Genomic DNA, 17,727 nt, shown 5'->3' with positions numbered 1-17,727 from the left:
TGCATCCACGCCAAACGGTTCACGATGCCCTCATGCGGCACCACGACACCCTTCGGGCGACCCGTCGAACCCGACGTGAAGATCACATACGCCGCATCCTGCGCCCGCACCACCACATCCAGCACACCACTCGGCAGCAACGCGATCGCCGGGTCCTCCACCAGCACCCGCACCACACCCTCCGGCAGCACACCCGCCAGCGAAGCCGTGGCCACCACCACCGACACACCCGCCGTCTCCACCGAGTACCCGATCCGCTCCACCGGATACTCCGGATCCAACGGCAGATACGCCCCACCCGCCTTCACCACCGCCAGCAGCGCCACCACCAAATCCACACCACGCTCCAGGCACACCCCCACCACAGAGCCCACACCCACACCGCGCGAAACCAGCAGCCGCGCCAGACGATTCGCCCGCACATCCAACTCCGCGTAGCTGAGCGCCTCGTCCCCGAAGACCACCGCCACCGCATCCGGCGTCGACGCCACCCGCGCCGCGAACAACGCCGGCAGCGTCGACGCCACACGCTCGACAGCCGTGTCGTTCCACTCCACCAACACCCGGTGCAGATCCTCGGCAGCCAGCACCCCGACCGCGTTCAGCGCGATCTCCGGGCCGCCCGCCACCGCCCGCTCCAGGGCCACCAGCAGGTTCCACGTCGCGGTGCACAGCAGCGATATGACGAGGTGCGGGTCCACCCGGGGCGACACGTCGACCGTCACCCGCATCGCGTCATCGTCGTCGTCGACGTTCACCGCCAGCGGGTAGTTGGTGTACTCCCGGTAGTAGCGCAGCTCGACCCCGTCGAAGAGGGAGCCGCTCTTGCTGATGGAGCGGTCGTTGTGGCGGAAGTTGAGCATCGAGGCGAAGAGCGGGCTCTCGCCCTCCACTCCGCTGGCGTTCTGCGCCACTGCGAGCGGCGCGTGCTCGTGCTCCAGCAGTGCGGCGAGCTGGCTGCGCACCGCACTCACGGCGGCCAGGACGCCCAGTTCCCCGGTCTTCACGCGCACCGGCAGGAGGTTCATGAAGGGGCCGAGCTGCCGGTCCGCCTCGGCGTCGGCGTTCATCCGGCCGAACAGCACCGTACCGAACACCACGTCGTCCTGGCCGCTCACCGCGGCGAGCACCCGGGCCCACGCGAGGTGCATCAGCGTCGCGGGGCTGGCGCCGACCTTCCGGGAGACCCGGCGGAGCTTGCGCTCCAGGTCGGGGGCGATCCGCACCTCGGCGTCGACCGACTCGGCGCCGGCCTCGCGCGTCTCCAGCAGCCCGAACGGCGCGGTCGGCTCGGTGACGTCGCCCAGCAGGTCGGCGAAGAAGCGCTCGTGCGTTCCGCCGTCGAGACCGGCCCGCGCCTGGACCACGATGTCGCGGAACGGCAGCGGCTGCGGCAGTTCGGCGCCGCGCCCGCCCATGACGGCCTCGATCTCGGCGAGCAACACCTCGACCGTGGTGTGGTCCTGCACCAGGTGGTGCAGTCGCAGCAGGGCGAGTCGGCGGCCGTCCGTGGTCGCGGCCACGTGGAGCCCGAGCAGCGGGGCGCGGGTGAGGTCCATCGTCCGGCCGACCGCCGCCGGCAGTGCGGTGACCGGGTCCCCGGCCGCCGGGTCCAGGACGACCTCGGCCACCGGGAGTTCGGCCTTGCGCCACACCACCTGGACCGGCTCGGGCAGCCCCTCCCAGACGATCGCCGTCCGGAAGATGTCGTGCCGGTCCACCACCTGCTGCAGTGCGCCGGCGAAGGCATCGAGCCGACCCTCGGAGACGAACTCCAGGACGAACGAGGCGAGATAGGTGTCGTCGTCGCCGTCGGCCATGAGGTGGTGGAAGAGCAGGCCCTCCTGCAGCGGCGCCAGCGGGTAGACGTCCGCGATGTTGGCCGCGCCGCCGTCCACCGTGGCCACGACCCGTGCCAGCTCCTCGGTCGACAGGTCGACCAGCGGCAGCATTCCGGGCGTGATCGCGGTCGCGTCGGCGGGGATCAGGTTCGCCGGGACGGCGACCTCCCCGGCACCCACGGACTGGGCGAGGCCGGCCGGCGTCGGGGACTCGAAGAACGCCCGCACCGAAACGGAGACGCCGAGCTTGCGGATCGCACCCACCAGGCGGATCGCCATCAGGGACTGGCCGCCGAGCTGGAAGAAGTTGTCGTCGACGCCGACCCGCTCCAGGCCGAGGACCTCCGCGAACGCCGCGCAGAGGATCTCCTCGCGCGCGTTCGCCGGGGCCCGTCCGGCCCCCGCGCGGACACCGAAGTCGGGGGCGGGCAGAGCCTTGCGGTCCAGCTTGCCGCTCATCGCCAGCGGCAGGTCGTCGAGGACCACGACAGCGGCCGGGACCATGTGTGCGGGCAGTTGCTCGGCGGCGAACGCCCGTACCTGGTCCGCCAGTTGTTCCGTCTCACCGGCGGGCACCACGTAGCCGACCAGCTGCACGTCGCCGGGCGTGTCCTCGCGGGCGACCACCGCGGCCCGGGCGACCATCGGGTGGGCCGCCAGGACGGCCTCGACCTCGCCCGGCTCGATCCGGTAGCCGCGGACCTTCAGCTGTTCGTCCGCGCGCCCCAAGTACTCCAGCTCGCCCCCGCGCGTCCAGCGGGCGACGTCGCCGGTGCGGTACATCCGCAGGCCCGGCTCGAACGGGTTCGCGACGAAACGCTCGGCCGTCAGGCCCGCGCGGTTCACGTAGCCGCGCGCCAGCTGGACGCCCGCGATGTAGAGCTCGCTCGCGACGCCGGGCGCCACCGGCCGCAGGAAGTCGTCGAGCACGTACAGCCGCATGTTGACGATCGGCCGGCCGATCGGCACCGAGTCGCCGAGCTCCTGCCCGGCCCGGACCTCGAAGACGGAGCAGCCGACCACCGTTTCGGTCGGACCGTACTCGTTCACCACGACCGACCCGGGGGCCAGCTCCAGCAGGTCGCGCACCGCCGGGCCCGGCAGTGCCTCGCCGCCCACCACCCAGGTGGCTGCGGCGTTCGCGAGCTGTCCGTCCGTCAGCATCTCGCCGAGCACGGGCAGGTGCGCCGGGACGGCCTTCACCAGGCCGAAGCCACCGGCCGGGGAGCGCAGCAGCTCGGCCAGCCCCTCGGCGCCGCCCTCGCGGCTCACCACCACCGGCGCACCGGAGACCAGCGGCACGACCACGCTGGTCACCGTCAGGTCGAAGGCCAGCGAGGAGTGCAGCGGCGCACCTCCCGCGGTGCGGTACGAGCCGGCTGCCCACTGGGTGTAGTTCGCGAGGCCGCGGTGGGTGACCGCGACGCCCTTCGGACGGCCGGTCGAACCGGAGGTGTAGATCACGTACGCCAGGCCGTCCGCCGCGATCGGCACCTCGGGCGCGGTCGCGGGCAGGGCGGCCAGTCGGGCGGCCAGCGGCGCGCCGTCCAGCGCGATCACCCGCGAGCCGCCGACGAGCCGCTCAGCCGGGGTCGCGCCGTCGGTCAGCATCACGGCGGCGCCGCTGTCGGCCAGCAGGTAGGCGATGCGGTCCGCCGGGTGCTCGGGGTCGATCGGCAGGTAGCCGGCGCCGGCCTTCCAGGCGGCGAGGATCGCCACGACCGCGTCCACGCCCCGCGGCAGGCAGATGCCGACCACCGACTCCGGGCCGACCCCCTCGCCCAGCAGGAGGTACGCGAGGCGGTTGGCCCGGGCGTCCAGCTCCGCGTACGACAGCTCGGCGCCGTCCGCGACCACCGCCACCGCGTCCGGGGTGCGGGCCGCCTGCGCCGCGAACAGCTCCGGCACCCGCGAGCCGCCGAACTCGACCGCGGTGTCGTTCCACTCGACGAGCACCCGCCGGCGCTCCTCGCCGTCCAGCAGGCCGGACCGGCTGACCGGCGCGTCGGCGCCGGCGGAGACCAGCCAGGTGGCCAGGGCGAGGAAGCGGCGGAAGACCTCGTCACCCGGCGCGAGGTCGGGGGCGTCGGGGTTGACGTCGACGGCGATCTCCAGGCCGGACCGGTCGTAGACGTCGATCCGGGTGCCGTCGACCGGCCCGCTGGCCAGGTTGTGCGCGGTGACGGTGCAGTCGCCGAACGGCAGGGAGTAGATGTCGAAGGACATCACGTTGATCATCAGGTCCCACACGTCACCCTCACCGAGCGCGGCGTCGTGGAGCATCTCCTCGTAGCGGTAGCGCTGGTGGCGCAGGCCGCGGAAGACCGCGCGGGTGGTCCGCCGCACCAGGTCGCCGACGGTGGTGTCCGGGGTGATCTCCACCCGGATCGGGAGGACGTTGTTGGTCATCAGTGGGATCGCGAGGTCCCGCGTACCCAGGCGGCCGCTCACCGGCACGCCGACGACCACGTCCCGCTTCCCGGTGATGTGGTGCTGGTAGAGCACCGCGGCGCTGATCATCAGGCCGGCGAAGTTGGTACCCAGCCCGCGGGCCGCCCCCTTCAGCCGCTCGCCGACCGTGTCGTCGACGTTCTCCAGGAACCGGACGGGGGCCCGCTGGGCCCGCCCCGCGTAGCTCCCGCCGCGGCCCTCCGCCTCCAGGAGCCCGGCGAGGACACCCTCCCAGTACTCCCGGTCCGCCTCGTAGTCGGCGGAGGCCCGGTAGTCGCGCTCCGCGTCCATCAGCACGGTGCTGGACGGGAGGGCGGAGTCCTCCACCGGGGCGTCCTTCAGCAGCGCGTTGTAGATCTGCGACAGCCGGCCGACGATCAGCGCGATGCTCCGGCCGTCCAGGATGACGTGGTAGGCGCGCTGGTACCAGAGGGTGAGGCGCGGGCCGGCCGTGAAGACCGTGATGCGGTAGAGGGCGCGGTCGGCCGCCCCCCGCGCCTGCCGGATGTCCTCCCACATGAGGCGTTCGGCGGCGGCGCGTGGGTCGTCCTCGCCGCTGACATCGACGACGTCCACCGGGTAGTCCGCGGTGTCGTGGAAGTACTGCCGCGGCTGCCCGTCGACCTCGCGGATCCGCAGCCGGACCGCGTCCGCCTCGTCCATCAGCCGGCGCGAGGCCCGCACCAGCAGGTCGAGGTCCACCTCGCCGTCGAGCTCCAGGTACTCGCCACCGTTGAAGTACGGGTTGTCGGGCGCCAGCTGATGGCTGTACCAGATCGCGAGCTGACCGCCCAGCAACTCTCGGAGTCCACCCTCAGACGTAGCCATTCCCGCGCACTCCCATTCGGTTCGTCTCATCGGCTGGCAGGCGAAAGCACAAACCTCGAGCAGGGCGCCGGTTCGACCGACACCCTTGCGATGCAGCCATGAGGCGGACCAGCCGGAACTGAATACTCGACGTCCCGGATCGCGAATTCGGCCATTGCCGCGAGGTCGCCCTCGACGCCGTACACGTTTCCCCCGGCCCGCACTCTCCACCGCCCGGGACGTGATCCACTATGGCTCAGGCATGCGGATGCGATCAATGAGCGAGAACTGCCCGTCCGGCCCCGTCGGGCCCGTGACCCGGTCGGCCGGACGCTTCGTTCAACTGCGCCGACGCGCCGGTTGAACACCGTTCGGAAGGGCCATCCGAACACGGTTGACAGGGCACTCGGAAAGGCACTCGGCGACCCGGCGCCGACCCCCGTCCGAGGCGTTCGGGACGACATTCCGTCAACACCCCGACCGGGGTCATGATATTTCGGTCTCGAATTCCGACGAACCTGTGAGGCATTCCCATGCACAATGCGCCGACCGAATCGGCCCCGCCGATCAATCTGGTGGATCCCGGACTGTACTCACACGGCGACCCCTTTGTGCAGTGGCGCTGGCTGCGGGCCAACGACCCGGTGCACTGGCACCAGGCCACGGAGCTGCCCGGGTTCTGGTCGCTGACCCGCTACGAGGACGTGCGCACCGCCTACCGGGACGCGGAGACCTTCAGCTCCGCGAAGGGCATCCTGCTCCGGCCCGCCGACCACGGCGCCGACCCGGGCGGCGGCCGCACCCTCGCCCTCACCGACGCCCCGCGCCACCGCCAGTTGCGCGGGCTGGTGGACGAGTGGTTCTCGGTGCGCTCGGTCCGCTCGATCGAGGTGGAGATGGCGGGCATCACCAAGGGGATCGTCGACAAGGCGCTGCAGCAGGGCGGCTGCGACTTCGTGGCGGACGTCGCCGCACGCGTCCCGCTCTACGTCATCTGCAAGATGATGGGGGTGCCGGAGTCCGACTGGGAGTACCTCTACGACCTGACCAGCCAGGCCTTCGCCGCCGGCGACCCGCTCGACCGCCGGTTCGCCCACCTGAACATCCTCGGGTACTTCGAGACGCTCCAGGCGGACAAGGCCAAGCGGCCGGGCGACGACCTGGTGAGCGTGCTGGCGACGGCCACCGTCGACGGCGAGCGGCTCGGCGAGGAGGACGTCATCCTCAACTGCGACAACCTGCTGGTCGGCGGCACCGAGAACACCCGGATCTCGGCCGCCGGGGGCATGCTGGCCTTCATCGAACGCCCCGACCAGTGGAACCGGTTGGTCGACGACCGGGAGCTGCTGCCGTCCGCGGTGGAGGAGGTCCTGCGCTGGACCTCCACCGCCACCCACATCATGCGCACTGCCACCAGGGCCACCGAGATCCACGGCAAGAAGATCGAGGAGGGCGACCGGGTGGTCTTCTGGCTGCCGTCGGCCAACCGCGACGAGACGGTCTTCGACGACCCCGACACCTTCAGCGTCACCCGCAAGCCGAACCGGCACCTGGCCCTGGGCTTCGGTGAGCACTTCTGCCTCGGCAGCATGCTGGCGAAGGTCGAACTTCGCCTGCTCTTCGGCGAGTTGCTCGACCGCAAGGTGCGGATCGAGCTGGCCGGCGAGCCCAAGCTGCTGGACTCGATCGTCGTCAACGGCCCGGAGCGCCTGCCGGTTCGGCTGACCACGGCCTGACCGCACCCGCGGGGTACCGCACATGACGGAGGAGGGCCACCGGTTCGCCCGGCGGCCCTCCTCCGTCATGTGCTGCCTAGCGGCCGGCGATCAGCGGGGCGAGCGCCTCCGCCAGCGGGCCGATGGCGGGGTGGTCCCAGAGCAGCGTGGGCTCCACCTCGATGCCGTAGTGGTCCTCGATGTCCGCGCAGAGGCTGAACACGTAGACCGAGTCGAGGCCGTACTGGGACAGCGGTGCCTCGAAGTCGATGCTCTCCTCGGGAATGCGCACGCTGGCGGCCACGCAGCCGCGCAGCCACTGCCGGACGGCCTCGGTGTCGACGGCGTTCGCGTTGTCGACGGCGTCGGTCATGGAACCTCCCTGGGTCCTGGATGGGTGATGGGCGTCTTGGGTCTGTGGTGGGCGTCTTGGATGTGCGCCGGGCTCACGCGCCGGTGGGGCGGCACGCGAGGTCGAAGGTGAGGCCGGCGTCGTGGCGTCGGAGGAGCTCCGCGTACAGGCGCTCGGCGAGTTGCTCGGGCAGCGGGTCGTGGTGGCGCCCGTCGTGGAAGCCCAGCCGGTGGAGCGCGGCGAGCACCCAGTCCGGCTCGGCACCCGGGGCCCGCCCGTCCTGCGGCCGCTCCCACCAGAGGCCGAGGCAGGCCGCCGCGGCCAGCGCCGAAGCCCAGCGGGTGGTCAGGTCGAAGGCCTCGGGCGGCGCCGCGGGGCCCAGCTGGTCAGGGGTGAGCAGGGCCGCGTCGGCGGAGAGTGCCCGCAGCTCCGCGGCGTACCCGGCGGCCTGCGCGGCGATCGCCGGCTCCTCGCCGGTGCGCCGCTCGGCCCCCTCGAGCAGCGTGCGGGAGAGCGGGTCGCGCCCGCCCGCCGTGACGGCGAGGCCGCCGAAGTCCATCGGCGCCAACCGCTCCCCCGGTCGGAAGGTGGCGGCGGGCAGCGTCGGCCCGTCCTCCTTGTTCCAGGTGCGCCGCGCGGTCAGCGGCAGTTGGGGCAGCAACGCGGACTGGCAGGAGACCCGGGAGGCGTGGCCGAACGCCGAGGGCAGCACGTCGCGCTGCAGCTTCTGGAACAGCGGCTGCTCCGCGTTGCGCAGGTAGAACTGCGAGCCGAGTAGGTCGCCGAGCCGCCGGACGGCCGACATCAGCAGGGTGGGCACGAGGAGCTTGACCGCCGAGGCGTAGACGGCGCACTGCGCGGGCGCGGTGTGGGCCGCGCGGGCGGCCACGGTGACGAACGCGTCCGCCAGCAGCAGGTCGGCGAACGCCTCGGCGAGCACCGTCCGGGACATCGCCAGGTCGGCGGCGGTGCCACCGTACAGCCGGCGGCCGAGCATCCCGCGCAGGGCGGTGCGCAGCGCGGTGTCGAGCAGGCCCGCCGTCATGCCGGGCAACGCGATCCGGGTGAGCTGGAAGGAGCGCTGGGCGGTCTCCAGGCCGTGGCCGGGGGTACCGACCACGGAGTCGGCCGGGACGGGGCAGTCGGTGAACTCGATGCCGCCGAGCGGCACGCCGCGCATCCCGACGGTGCCGAAGCGGGGCAGGCGGGTGACCCCCTCGCGCGGCAGCCGGTCCGTCTCCACCAGGAGCTGCGAGTGGCTGCGGCTGCCGGCGGCCTCGCTGGTGCGGGCGAAGAGCACCATGGCGCCGGCTCGGGTGATGTTGGCGACCACCTCCTTGCGGCCGTTGAGGCGCAGCCGCCCGTCCGGTCCGGGCAGCGCGGAGACCTCGGCGCGGGCGAAGTCGTTGCCGTGGGCCAGCTCGTGGTAGCCGCAGGCCACCCGGTCGCCGGAGAGCAGCCGGTCGGCGAGCCGGACCTGCTGCTCGGCGCCGCCCGCGGTCCAGACGTTGACGGCGGCCATGAAGGAGCCGACGCCGTAGCCGAGGCCGAGGCAGGGGTCGCGCCGGTAAACGGCGCGCATGACGCCGATGAGCTCCTCGGGGCCGGTGAAGCGGCCGCCGAGGGCCTGGGGGACGAAGTGGGCGTTCAGCCCGAAGGTGTCGAGCAGGTCCTCGCCGGCTGTCAGCAGGGCGCCCTGGGCGTCGGCGGCGAGCACCGCGTCCCGGCCGACCGGGTTGGCGGGGTCCCCGGCGTCGCCGAACAGGGCGTCCAGCCGGTCGATCGGGTCGGTGGCCGCCGCGGGGGGCGTGCCCGCAGCGGGGTCGACGGGAGTCATCGGACCGGTTCCTCCACGGGGTGCGCGGGTGACGGGACTAGGGGCTCGTACGCGTCCGCGGGTGCCCGGCGGCCGGGCACCAGGAGCTCCAGGCAGCGTTCCAGGGCCGCGGTCAGGGTCACCGCGCGCTCCGGGCCGCCGGCCGCGGCGAGCAGGTGGAGGACGGCGCCGCCGGCGAAGCAGAGCTCGAAGCGGCGGGCGACGGCGAAGGCCGCGGCGGGCGCGTTGCCGCCGCTGGGCGACAGTTCCGCCATGGCGTCGGCGAGCGCCCGGGTCTGCGCGGCGAGCAGGGTTGCCAGTCGGGCGGCGTGCTCCGGCAGGACGCCGGCGGCGGCCAGGTCGGCGACCCGCCCGGCGGCGTCCGGCACCGCCTGGACCACGCTGCAGCCGGTACGGCTCACCAGGCGCAGGGAGCGCGGGTCGAGGTCGGGCAGCGGGGCCTGCCCGGTGACGGCGGCGAGCCCGGCGGCGTCGTGGCGGCCGGTGCCGATCAGCCGGGCCAGCAGCGGGAACTGGGAGATGAGCAGCGACCGGTTGACCGCCGTACTGCCGTCGAAGACGGCCACGATCCGGTGGTCGCGTTCCAGCTTCTGGAAGGTCCCGTCGGCATGGTGGTCCGTCAGGAAGCTGCGGGCACCCAGGAGTTCGGCGAGGTCGTCGACAACCTGCTGGACGATCCAGGGCACCCCGGCCTTGACGGCAGCCGAGACCGTGCTCATCTCGCCGGTGAGCCCGTGGGCGCAGCGCGCCGCCAGCAGGGTCGCGGCGTCGGCCAGCGCCAGGGCGGCAGCGGCCCGGCCGAGCGTGCGCCGGGCCAGCGGCAGGAGCAGCAGCCGGGTGCCGTAGAGTTCACGTCCGGCGGCGAAACCGGTGGCCAGGCGCAGCGCGTGTTCGCCGGCGCCCAGGGAGAGCGCGACGCACATGGTGCGGGTGAGCTGCAGGGCGTTGAGGACGATGCCCAGGCCGTCGCCGACGCCGCCGATCAGCGCGTCGGCCGGGACGGGTGCGTCGTTCAGCCGGATCCCGCTGATGTCCGCACCGCGGATGCCGTGGGTGGGTTCCTTGGGCAGCGGCTGCCAGGCGCCGTCCCACAGGGTCGACTTGTCGACCAGGAAGAGGCTGAACCCGCGCGGTCCGCCGTCCGGTCCGGTGCGTGCCAGGACGCAGACGAGCCGCCCCCGGGTGGCGTTGTTGATCGGCCACTTCTCGCCGGTGAGCCGCCACCCGCCGTCCGGGTCTGGCACGGCGGTCAGGCTGCCCGCCAGCAGGTCGCTGCCGATGCCCGGCTCGGTCAGGCCCCAGGCCGCCACGGCGTGCTCGTCGAGCACCAGCTCGGCCAGCGCGCGCTGCTGTTCCTCGGTCCCGGCGACCCAGGTCGACACCGAACCAAGGAAGGTCTTGCCGTGGGCGACGGCCGCGGTCAGGTCCCGGGCGGCCACCGTCCTGAGCGCGTCGACCAGTTCGGGCAGGCCGCCGGGGGCACCGCCGAGCCGGGCGGGGACGTAGGCGCGGGGAAAGCCGGCGGCGTCCAACAGGGCGCACTCCTGGTCGGGGAAGGCCTCCGCGGCGTCCAGCTCGGCGGTGCGCCGCCCGCTGAACGGGCCGCCCGCCGCGGCCGCGGTGTCCATCGCCGCGGCCAGCGCGCCGGCCACGCCGGCCGGCCACCGCGGCACCTGCGCGTTCACCCGGCCGCTCCCGGCAGGACCGCCCGTACGACGGGGGCCAGGTCGGCGTGGATCGGGGTGAGGTCGCCGGACAGGAACAGGGAGCGCATCTCGCCGCGCTGCACCTTGCCGCTGGTGGTCTTGCGGACGGCGCCGGGGCGCAGCAGCACGACGCCCGCCGCGTGCACGCCGAACTCGCGGTGCACCGTGGCGCGCATGGCGGCGGCGAGCTCGCGCAGCTGCTCCTCGGTGAACCGGCCGCGGACCTCGTGCACCACCACGACCTCCTCCTGCGGCACCGGCACGGTGAAGGCGGTGCCGGCCAGGGTGGCCAGTTCCGGGTGCTGGAGGCGCAGCTCGTGCTCGATGTCGTGCGGGTAGAGGTTGCGGCCGTGCACGATGAGCAGGTCCTTGGTGCGGCCGGTGACGAAGATCTCCCCGTCGACGAGGGCGCCGAGGTCGCCCGTCCGCAGGTACGGCCCGTCGCCGTCGGCGGTGCGGGCGTGGAAGGCCTGCTCGGTCGCGTCCGGGCGGCCCCAGTAGCCCTTCGCCACGCTCGGGCCGCGCAGCCAGATCTCGCCGGTGGTGCCGTCGGGCAGCACGTTGCCGTTCTCGTCGACGATGCGCACGTCGAGGTCGGGCACGTCGCCGCAGCCGACCAGCTCGCGCACCGGGGCGCCCGGCGCGGGGTCCTGGACGAGGTGCTTCTCCAGCGCCTGCGCGTCGACGGCGCGGAAGACCGGCGGCCGGGTCGAGCGGGCGGAGATGAAGACGGTGGCCTCGGCCATCCCGTAGGACGGGGCGAACTGCTCGGCCCGGAAGCCGGCCGGGGCGAAGCGCTCGGCGAACTCCCGCAGGGTGCTGGCCTGGTTCGGCTCGGAGCCGTTGGCGGCGAACTGCCAGCGCGAGAGGTCGAGTTCGGCGATCTGCTGGTCGGTGACCCTCCGGGTGCAGAGCTCGAAGGCGAAGTTCGGCGCGGCCGACAGGCCGATGTCGTAGCGGTCGATCAGCCGGAGCCAGTGGTGCGGGCGTTTGAGGAAGGCCATCGGCGACATCAGCACGACCTGGCTGCCGAGGAAGAGCCCGGGCAGCGTCTGCGCCATCAGGCCCATGTCGTGGTAGAGCGGGATCCAGCCGCCGAAGTTGGTCCGCTCGGTGAAGCCGAGGGCCCGGCCGAAGCTGTCCGCGTTGTCCAGCAGGTTGGCGTGGTCGACCATGACGCCCTTGGGGTCGCCGGTCGAGCCGGAGGTGTACTGCAGCAGCGCCAGGTCCCCGGCGGCGGCGTCGTGCTCGCGCCAGGCCGCGACGTCACCGAAGTCGGGGGCGTCGCTGGCGGCGACGGGCAGACCGAGTCCGCCGGCGCCAGCCCACTGCTGCGCCTCGGCCAGCAGGCCGACGTCGGTCAGCGCCACGGCCAGGTCCGCGTCGCCGGCGATCCGGGTCACCCGGCGCTGCTGGTACTGGAACTGGCCCGGCATCGGCGAGGGCACCGCGACGACCCCGGCGTAGAGGCAGCCGAGGAAGGCGGTGACGAAGGGCAGTCCGGCCGGGTGCAGCAGCATCGCCCGGTCGCCGGGCGCGCAGCGCTCCTGCAGCCAGGACGCCACCCGGCGGGCTTCGGCGTCCAGTTCGGCGTAGGTCAGGCTCCGCGCGCCGTCGGGCGACTCGTGGTCGGCGACGTAGGTGACGGCCGTCCGGTCGCCTCGCTCCGCCGCGTGGCGGCGCAACAGGTGGACCACGCTGGCCTCGTGGGTCGGGTTCACTGGGCTCTCCTCTCCGCGCGGGCGTGCCGGGCGGCACGTGCCCGCGTAGCGGTCGTAGCGGCCCGGCCTGCGTAGCGGAGAACCGCACCGGGCGAGCGGGGAAGGACTGTCCGGCGCGGACCGGCTTCGGTAGGACCTGCCAGGATCCCCGCCGGGCGCGGATCCTGGCAGGTCCTAGGGCGTGAGGGGCTCGGCCATGGCGACCGCGATCCGGCGCGAGCCGGTGAACGGCTCCCGGCCGTGCGAGGTCAGCATGTTGTCGATGACCAGCACGTCGTACTCGCGGTAGTCGAAGCGCGCGGTCTCGGCCCGGTAGCAGTCCCGGACGTGGGCGATGACGTCGTCGGGGATGCGCCCACCATCGCCGAAGTAGGTGTTCGTCGGCAGGTCCGGCTCGTCGAACAGCTCCAGCAGCCCCTCCCGGATCACCTCGTCCAGGGTCGTAACGTGGAAGAAGGCGGCGTGGTTGAACCAGACCTCCTCGCCGGTGACGGGGTGGCGGTGCACGGCCTTGCGGACCGCCGTGGTGCGCAGGCCGCCGTCCGGCAGCCACGCCGACTCGATGCCGTTCGCCGCGCAGTAGGCCTCCACGGCGGCGCGGTCCTCGGTGTTGAACACGTGCTGCCAGGCCAGCCCGATCCCGGGGTGGAAGTTCCGCACCACCTGCCAGCCCCGGCGGGTGAACTCCTCGCGCACCGAGTCGTCGAGCCTGGCCAGCACCCCTCGGGTGCCGGCCAGGGAGGTCGCCCCCAGCGTCGCCGGCGGCTGCACGCAGTAGAAGTACAGCGCCATGGGCCAGGACTGCTGGTAGGAGTTCTCGTTGTGCAGGAAGATCTCCTCGTTCGGCGGGTAGTCCGTCGAGGTGTACACCTGCCCCTGGATCGCGCTGCGCGGCGAGGAGCGCTCGGTGTAGGTGAGCGGGTCCCCCGACAGCCCGCGGACGACGGAGTCGAAGGCGGTCACGTCCGGCACCGAGAATCCGCGGAAGAGCAGGGCTCCGTGCTCGAACAGGGAGGCGCGCAGCGTGCTCCGCTGGTCCTCGACCCGCTCGACGAGGCGCTCGCCCCCGTGGGACTCGATCACGAGGGGGAATGCTGTGCTCTGGCTCATGCGTCTGGTGTTCCCTTCCGAAGCGGCGCGCGACTCGCCGGTGCGGCCCGTGCGGATGCCGGGCGGTGCCGTGACGTGGTCCGCCGGCTGTGACGTCGTCCGCTGACCCCAGTCACCCGGGCCGGACCTCTCCGCCCACCGCCCCCGCCGAGCGGGACGACCGTGAGCAATGGGTCCGGGCTACGCCGACGCGATCGAGGCGGCCGGGACCCGGTCCCTCCGGAGTGTGCCGCAGCGGGCTGACGGGTCGCCACCCTCCCGTGTTCAAGTGCGGCGACGTCCCGGTTGAACGAACCGGAAATACCCGTCGAAGTGAATCCCCGCGACCGCTCCCGCCATTGTGCACACCCGGTCCCTGTCCATAGCATCGGCTTTCCTTCGCCTGTTCCGCCGGAATGGAGAGCCGTCATGCTGGGAGCCCGGTCGCTGGGGCACGTGGAAGTCGTCGCCTCATTCCCCGAGGAACCCATTCTCCGCGCTCCGGTTCTCACCACGACGCCGCTGATAATCCGCAACACCCCGGCTCTCGGCCCGATGCACCAGTGGACTCCCGAATACCTCTCGGAACGCCTGGGCGACCGTGAGGTGCCCGTCAGCATCGCGGACGCGGACGGCGGATTCCGCTACAAGCCGGAGGCTCGACAGGGCCTGCACTTCGAGCCGATGCGCGGATCACGACTCGCCACCGAGTTCCGGGACACGGCGAGCGGCCGCCGGCTCAGCATGCAGCAGATGTCGATCCCCGGCGCCCTCCCGGAACTCCGGGACGACCTGGTGATCCCCCCCTACATTCCGACCGACGTCATCAGCGACATCAATCTCTGGATGGCGTCGGAATCCTCGAACACCCCCCTCCACTACGACAACATGAACAACCTGTTCGCGCAGCTCGACGGGAAGAAGAGGTTCATGCTCTTCAATCCCTCCCAGAGCGAATTGCTCTATCCCGGTGCGCTCGACATCCGCACCCGGCACCTGAGCAGCGTCGACGTGAACACCCCCGACCTGGAGAAGTACCCGCGCTTCGCGCAGGCCGAGTACTGGGAGGCCGTCGTCGAGCCGGGCGACCTGCTCTTCATCCCGGCCTTCTGGTGGCACCAGGTCTCCGCACCGGACATCTCCGTCTCGGTCAACTACTGGTGGCGGGCGGACGTCCGGGACTGCGCCTGCCCCTCGTTCTTCCGGCAGCTCCACATGGACCTCGTCATCGAGGACGTCCGCGGCCTGTTCCCGATCCACGACCTCCGCGCCCTCGGCGACGGCTCCGACGCCGTCCTGGCGCTGGCCGAGCGGGTGACCGAGCAGGGCGAGGCCGGTGTGGCGGCGCGGCTCTGCGCCGGCGTCATCGTCACCGCCGCCAAGGGCGCCTGCGCCGAACTGGGCATCACGCCCGAGGGAGGCTTCGACGCCGCGCTCACCGAACTCGAGCGGCGCGGCGCCTGGTCCCCCGAGGAAGCCGACCTGGCCCGCCGCGGCCTGGCCCTCGCCGCGACCGCCCGGCCGGGCCACCCCGCCCCGGCCCCGGAGGCCCGGCACCTGATCGAACGGCTCCGCCGCTCCCGCCTCAAGTGGGACCACCCCGCTTCCTGATCACCGCCGCCGCGATACGCACCCATGTCCTGCGCCACCCCGGCTCCACAAGGTCCTCGCCCGACTCGACACCACGCAGCGGAACACCGGGAAGCCAACCCACAAGCCGCCCCGCGGCGGGCTCATCCTCCACCACGCCGACGGCCACCCGCTCAACCCCTCGTACGCCCTCAACCACTTCCCCGACCTCGCCCGCCAGGCTGGCGTCCCCCCGCTGCACCGTCCACGGCCTCACCGAAGGCATCGACCTGGCAATAGTCTCCTTGACCCGCGCGCCAGGCCGCTCGGGTCAAGGGGTGAAGTTCCCCCAAGGCCGGGAAGTTAGGGCTTGCCGGAGAACAAGCCGTCGCTTCCGTCTCGGTGGCTCGTTGTTGTGGTATGGGGAGACTGGAGGGGATCGAGGCGGTTCTCGCCGCGAAGTTCGAGTCGTTGTTGCCGCACTTGGATGAGCGGCAGCGCCGTCTGGCGATAGGAGCCGAGGCGCGGTCGTTGGGCCATGGCGGGATCAGGCTCGTGGCCCGTGCGGCCAGGGTGCGGGAGGGCACCGTCTCGCGCGGGGTGGCTGAACTGGATTCGGGCGAGGCTCCGTTGGGTCGGGTGCGCCGGGACGGCGGAGGCCGCAAACGGGTGGTGGATCTGGACCCGGGGCTGCGGCCGGCCCTGCTGGCCCTGGTCGAGCCGGACGAGCGGGGGGATCCGATGTCGCCGCTGCGGTGGACCACGAAGTCGACCCGACGCCTGGCCGCTGAGCTGACCCGGCAGGGCCATCGGGTCTCGGCGGACACGGTGGCGGGTCTGTTGCGTGAGGAGGGCTTCAGCCTTCAGGGCAACGCCAAGACCATCGAGGGCAGGCAGCACCCGGACCGAGACGGCCAGTTCCGGTACATCAACGAGCAGGCCAAGGAGTACCAGGCGGCCGGGGACCCGGTGGTCAGCGTGGACACCAAGAAGAAGGAGCTGGTCGGCAACTACAAGAACCCCGGCCGCGAATGGCACCTCGCCGGCGAGCCGGTCGCGGTGCACACCCACGACTTCCCCGACGCCGACCTGGGCAAGGCCATCCCGTACGGGATCTACGACCTGGCGGCCGATGCCGGCTGGGTCAGCGTCGGTACCGACCACGACACTGCGGCCTTCGCCGTGGAGTCGATCCGTCGCTGGTGGAACGGTTGCGGACGGGACTCCTACCCCGCCTCCGGGCGGTTGCTGATCACCGCGGATGCAGGCGGTTCCAACGGCTACCGCAGCCGGACCTGGAAGTTCGAGCTGGCCGCACTGGCTGTGGAGACCGGACTGGAGATCACTGTGTGTCACATGCCGCCGGGCACATCGAAGTGGAACAAGATCGAACACCGGTTGTTCTCCCACATCACGATGAACTGGCGGGGCAGGCCGCTGACCAGTCACGAGGTCATTGTGAACAGCATCGCGGCAACGACGACCCGCGCCGGACTGAGAGTCCGCGCCGAGCTCAACTCCGCCGCCTACGAGACTGGTGTCCGCGTAAGCGACGGGCAGATGGCCGCCCTGCCCTTGAGCCGCCACGCCTGGCACGGGGACTGGAATTACACTCTCCGACCCGAGGAACACCGTCGCGACGGCATCCCGCCGATCCCACCTCAGGACCTGCCCGGACCAGGCCGCGCGTGGCTGGTCCACCCTGCCCTGACCGGCATGCCGGAGGAGCGGTGGAGCCAGTTGGTTGCCACGCTGAGCGCGGCACGTGAAGTTCAGCGGGAAGCAGACCTTCTCCAACGGCGCGGCGGCGACCGGCAGAAAGTGCCCGCGGCTGGCCTCTACACCGGCCGACGCCCCGGCCTCACCCTCGCCGACCGGCTGCTGGCCACCCTCCTCTACGAGCGTCACAGGCTTCCGCAGGTGACGATCGCCCCACTCTTCGGGGTGGTTCCGCAGAGCCTCAACCGGGTCATCAGCCAGACCCGGCGTCTCCTCGCCGAAGCCGACCACACCATCGAACCCGCTGACACTCGACTGGCAACCCTGGCCGACCTCGCCGAGCTCGCCACCCGCCATGGCATCACACCACCATCAGAGATCAAGACGGCGAGTTGATTTCCGGCAAGCCCTTAAGGAGTTCGGCCGGGGTGCAAGGCAAGGGTCGAGGTACACCGCAGTGCGCGGAACGCAAGCAACGCGGCCCCGTTGGAGCAGGTGTCGACCAAGACGCCCTGCCCGTGGGGCCGCGTTGTCTGTCCATTCTGCCTCGCCGCCTGCCCTGACCACCCTCACGCGGGAAATCACCCTGGCCGCAGGGCGTTTCGCTGCCGGACACCTCGGGGGCCTGACCCCTTTGCTGCCCTTCGAGCTGGTGGACGCCGTCCTGGAGGAGACCCGTGCGGTCCAGCGGAGGCTGCGGGACCTGCCCTCGCGGGTCGGGGTGTACTTCCTCCTCGCGATATGCCTGTTTCCGGAGGTGCCAGCCCGGTTGGGGCCGAGGAACCCGGTGACGCAACCGGGATTCACGGCGAAGCTCAGATTGTTGACCGCCAGCTTCCTGTCGTAGCGCTTCGTCAGCTCGTGGACTTCGATCATGCCTTCAACGGTGCCCGGGTCGGGGCCGGGCGGGCATCGGACCA

General features: G+C 72.2%; 9 protein-coding genes and 1 pseudogene. 4 read left to right on the top strand and 6 right to left on the bottom strand.

The features are described from left to right. Positions 1-5,120, bottom strand: a 5,120-nt coding sequence (locus ACIG5E_RS31035; protein WP_396539011.1) for an amino acid adenylation domain-containing protein, incomplete at its 3' end; no start/stop codon positions are given. A 554-nt stretch (positions 5,121-5,674) separates the two neighbouring features. Between ACIG5E_RS31035 and ACIG5E_RS31030 the strand changes: the two genes are divergently transcribed. After that, positions 5,675-6,835, top strand: a complete 1,161-nt coding sequence (locus ACIG5E_RS31030) for a cytochrome P450 (RefSeq protein WP_396539009.1) — start codon at positions 5,675-5,677, stop codon at positions 6,833-6,835. Positions 6,836-6,911: 76 nt separating this feature from the next. Here ACIG5E_RS31030 and ACIG5E_RS31025 read toward each other — a convergent pair whose 3' ends face one another. The 5 genes from ACIG5E_RS31025 to ACIG5E_RS31005 form a co-directional block, all read right to left on the bottom strand. Beyond that, positions 6,912-7,187: an acyl carrier protein gene (locus ACIG5E_RS31025; RefSeq protein ID WP_396539007.1), complete on the bottom strand. Its 276-nt coding sequence runs from the start codon at positions 7,185-7,187 to the stop codon at positions 6,912-6,914. A gap of 73 nt (positions 7,188-7,260) precedes the next feature. Next, the gene (locus ACIG5E_RS31020; protein ID WP_396539005.1) at positions 7,261-9,003 is read right to left on the bottom strand and encodes an acyl-CoA dehydrogenase; all 1,743 of its coding nucleotides are present in this window, start codon (positions 9,001-9,003) and stop codon (positions 7,261-7,263) included. Continuing rightward, positions 9,000-10,688 carry an acyl-CoA dehydrogenase family protein gene (locus ACIG5E_RS31015; RefSeq protein WP_396539003.1) on the bottom strand — a complete coding sequence of 563 codons (1,689 nt, stop codon included), beginning with the start codon at positions 10,686-10,688 and terminating at the stop codon, positions 9,000-9,002. The genes ACIG5E_RS31020 and ACIG5E_RS31015 overlap by 4 nt, the downstream gene beginning before the upstream one ends. Then, positions 10,685-12,430 carry a fatty acyl-AMP ligase gene (locus ACIG5E_RS31010; RefSeq protein ID WP_396539001.1) on the bottom strand — a complete coding sequence of 582 codons (1,746 nt, stop codon included), beginning with the start codon at positions 12,428-12,430 and terminating at the stop codon, positions 10,685-10,687. Before ACIG5E_RS31010 ends, ACIG5E_RS31015 begins: the two co-directional genes overlap by 4 nt. A gap of 174 nt (positions 12,431-12,604) precedes the next feature. Further along, positions 12,605-13,510, bottom strand: coding sequence for a TauD/TfdA family dioxygenase (locus ACIG5E_RS31005; protein WP_396539030.1), 906 nt, complete (start codon positions 13,508-13,510; stop codon positions 12,605-12,607). A 438-nt stretch (positions 13,511-13,948) separates the two neighbouring features. Between ACIG5E_RS31005 and ACIG5E_RS31000 the strand changes: the two genes are divergently transcribed. The 3 genes and pseudogenes from ACIG5E_RS31000 to ACIG5E_RS30990 form a co-directional block, all read left to right on the top strand. After that, entirely contained in the window at positions 13,949-15,130 is a 1,182-nt protein-coding gene (locus ACIG5E_RS31000) for a cupin-like domain-containing protein (protein WP_396538999.1), read from the top strand. Between the two features lie 378 nt (positions 15,131-15,508). Next, the gene (locus ACIG5E_RS30995; protein WP_396538997.1) at positions 15,509-17,203 is read left to right on the top strand and encodes an ISAzo13 family transposase; all 1,695 of its coding nucleotides are present in this window, start codon (positions 15,509-15,511) and stop codon (positions 17,201-17,203) included. 163 nt (positions 17,204-17,366) lie between these two features. Beyond that, a pseudogene (locus ACIG5E_RS30990) lies at positions 17,367-17,567 on the top strand (transposase domain-containing protein); the annotation flags it as partial. Positions 17,568-17,727: the final 160 nt, after the last annotated feature.

The sequence above is a fragment of the Kitasatospora sp. NPDC053057 genome (assembly GCF_044546945.1).
GTDB lineage: Bacteria > Actinomycetota > Actinomycetes > Streptomycetales > Streptomycetaceae > Kitasatospora.
This window is presented reverse-complemented; position numbering and strand designations above follow the sequence as displayed.